2 protein-coding genes are annotated in these 2,811 nt (G+C 57.3%); one reads left to right on the top strand and one right to left on the bottom strand.

Annotation, left to right across the window (positions count from 1 at the left end; all coding sequences use genetic code 11):
• A partial coding sequence (locus RSSM_RS24580; protein ID WP_008686043.1) for an ATP-binding protein occupies nt 1-1,773 on the bottom strand: 1,773 nt, incomplete at its 3' end.
• 126 nt (nt 1,774-1,899) lie between these two features.
• Here RSSM_RS24580 and RSSM_RS24585 point away from each other — a divergent pair.
• Complete coding sequence (locus RSSM_RS24585) at nt 1,900-2,724, top strand: purine-nucleoside phosphorylase (RefSeq protein ID WP_008686045.1); 825 nt, start codon at nt 1,900-1,902, stop codon at nt 2,722-2,724.
• Nucleotides 2,725-2,811: the final 87 nt, after the last annotated feature.

Raw genomic sequence — 2,811 nt, forward strand, 5'->3', positions numbered from 1 at the left:
AGGCAACTGCGTGAACGAAAACGACGAGTCCGGCTTCTTTTCGAACTCCGCGTCCGGGTCAACGGTTTCACTCGATTCCCACCCATCCTTGGGAACACCCTTCCCGCAACGCAGCAGTCGTTTCACGTCCACCCACGTGTCGACGCCGGCCGAACTGCGAACAAAATGCATGGCCCCTTCACCGAGCAACGCTGCCCGGTAGATTCGTTCGCCTTCGCCGCGAACATAACGACTGGGAACCAAGAACGTTTCACTGACCCCTTGAGGCAAAACAGGACGCGCCGGCGTCGTAGCCTTCTTGGCAACCTTTTCGTTCTGGCTCTTGGCTTGCTTTTCCAACTCCGCTTTACGATCCGCCATCAGAGCGGAAATCTGATTTCGCGCCAGCGGCCCAGCCAAAAACGACATCGCCCAACGTGTTTGAAACACCGTCGGTGCGTCATCGTGAACATTATTCATCAAAAATACACGACTGCCTAAGGAGGCGAGCAACCGTTCCATCGCGTTCTTGTCAAACGGCTTGCCGGACTGGGCCGCGGCTCCTTCGAGGCCCTCGAGCACGCGTGCCTTGTCGCGTTCGGTTTGCAACCGGCCGAGAAACCACGTGCCGATGTTCGACAACCCTTTGTAGTCCAAATCCACCGGGTTCTGCGTCGCCAGGGTCACACCGAGTCCAAACGCACGGGCCTGTTTGAGCAGCGTCAGCATCGGTGGCTTCGACGGCGGGTTGGAAACCGGCGGGAAGTACCCGGCAACCTCGTCCATGTAAAGCAACGCACGGAGCGAACTCGTCCCGCTCTGCGTCCGCATCCACGCGACGACTTCGTTGAGCAGAATTGTGACGAAAAACATCCGTTCCTGTTCACTCAGGTGCGCGATCGAGATGATCGACAAACGCGGTTTGCCTTCCGCCGTGTGCAGCAATTTCTTCACCGACAGGGCCTCGCCCTCGAGCCACGTCGAAAACGCGGGCGAGGCGAGCAGATTGTTCAGCGTCATCGCCAGCTTCCCACGGTCGCTCGCCGACATGAACGAATCCAAATCCAACACGCCGACGCGTTTGATTGGCGGAGAGGTGATCAATCCGATCAAATCGCCGATCGACACATGACGCTGCTCCCGCCAACAATGATCCAGAATCGAGCTGATCAGGATATGCTCTCGCGAGAGCAGCGGATCGGCTTCCATCCCGAGCAACGTCAACAGGCCCGACGCGGCCCCGGTGACTCTTTCGCGCATCGCGTCCGCATCGTCGAGGACTTCGGGAGGTGGTGCGTCGAAACTTTTCAGAACCGTCAGGGGCAAACCGATGCTGCTGCCCGGTGTGTAGATCGCAACGTCGGCGGCTGCCTTGAATTTGGCGACTCTTTCTGGTGTCTGTCCCCAAGATGCCAGGCCCGCTTTCCATTTTTCGGCGGTCGAGGTCGCGAATTCATCGAGGGTCATTCCCTTCCGGCTCGCTTCGCCCTGTTCCAACCACGGAAGAAAATCGTCCGGCGTCATATCGGGAAACGCCAGCATCAAGTTCGCGAGATCGCCCTTCGGGTCAATGCAGATCGCGGGAATTCCGTCAATCGCCGCCTCTTCGAGCAATGACAGGCACAACCCCGTCTTCCCGCTGCCCGTCATCCCCACGCACATCGCGTGCGTGCACAGGTCTTTGGCGTCGTAGAGCAGCAGATCGTCGAGCAACTTTCCGGCGGGCAAATCGTATTCGCGTCCGAGGTAAAACGTCGCGAGTTTTTCAAAGACATCCGGAGAAGGTACGGCCATTGCAATTTCAAATGTCGAAGGAATGCGAAAAGTGGATGAGCGTGCTAACATACAAAATTCAAACGTTCAGCGTAGGTCCGTACCGACCTCAACAGCTCAATCCTCTCCCATCGACATCGTTCTGTAATGCTAGCTCTGCACGATAAAATTGAAGAAACCTGTGCCTTTATTCGCCAACACACCGGTGAAACGCCCCGTGTAGGCATCATCCTCGGCACCGGACTGGGTGGTCTCGTCGGCGACATTGATGTCGAAGCCACGTTGAACTACTCGGACATCCCGAACTTCCTCAGCTCAACGGCGACTTCCCACGCCGGCCGCCTCGTGATTGGTAAACTCGGGGGTGTCCCCGTGATGGCGATGGAAGGCCGTTTCCACTTTTATGAAGGCTATCCGCTTCAGGACATCACATTGCCGGTTCGTGTGTTCAAAGCACTCGGATGCGAATTGCTGATCGTCAGTAACGCATGCGGCGGTCTCAACCCGTACTACGAGAGCGGTGACATCATGGTGATCGAAGACCAGATCAACTTGATGGGCGGCAACCCGCTCATCGGTATCAACGACGATCGTCTCGGACCTCGCTTTCCCGACATGTGCGAACCGTACGATCAGCAATGGATTCAAACGACGCTCGATGTCGCACGTCGCGAAGGCATCTTCCCGCACAAAGGAGTCTTCGTCGCCGTCGCCGGACCGTGCTTGGAAACTCGAGCCGAGTACCGCTTCCTACGTCAGATCGGTGCGGATGTCGTCGGAATGAGTACCGTTCCTGAAACCATCGTCGCAATCCACTGCGGACTGAAAGTCGTCGGGCTCAGCGTCATCACCGACATGTGCCTGCCCGACGCGATCAAGCCCGCCGATGTGAACGAAATCATCGCAACGGCGAACGAAGCCGAACCGAAACTGCGTGCGATCGTCCGCGGCGTGGTCGGCGAACTCAAATAGCGTTCGCGACGATGTCACCCAACCTCGGTAGAGTCTGAACTCTGCCGAGATGTTGATCGCCAAAACCAGCCCCCAAAAATCAATCCA

This window comes from Aporhodopirellula sallentina SM41, from assembly GCF_000346505.1.
Lineage (GTDB): Bacteria > Planctomycetota > Planctomycetia > Pirellulales > Pirellulaceae > Rhodopirellula > Rhodopirellula sallentina.

Excerpts from the sequence above, each read along its gene's own strand:
- RSSM_RS24585 (WP_008686045.1), top strand. The coding sequence starts at position 1,900 with ATGCTAGCTCTGCACGATAAAATTGAAGAAACCTGTGCCTTTATTCGC.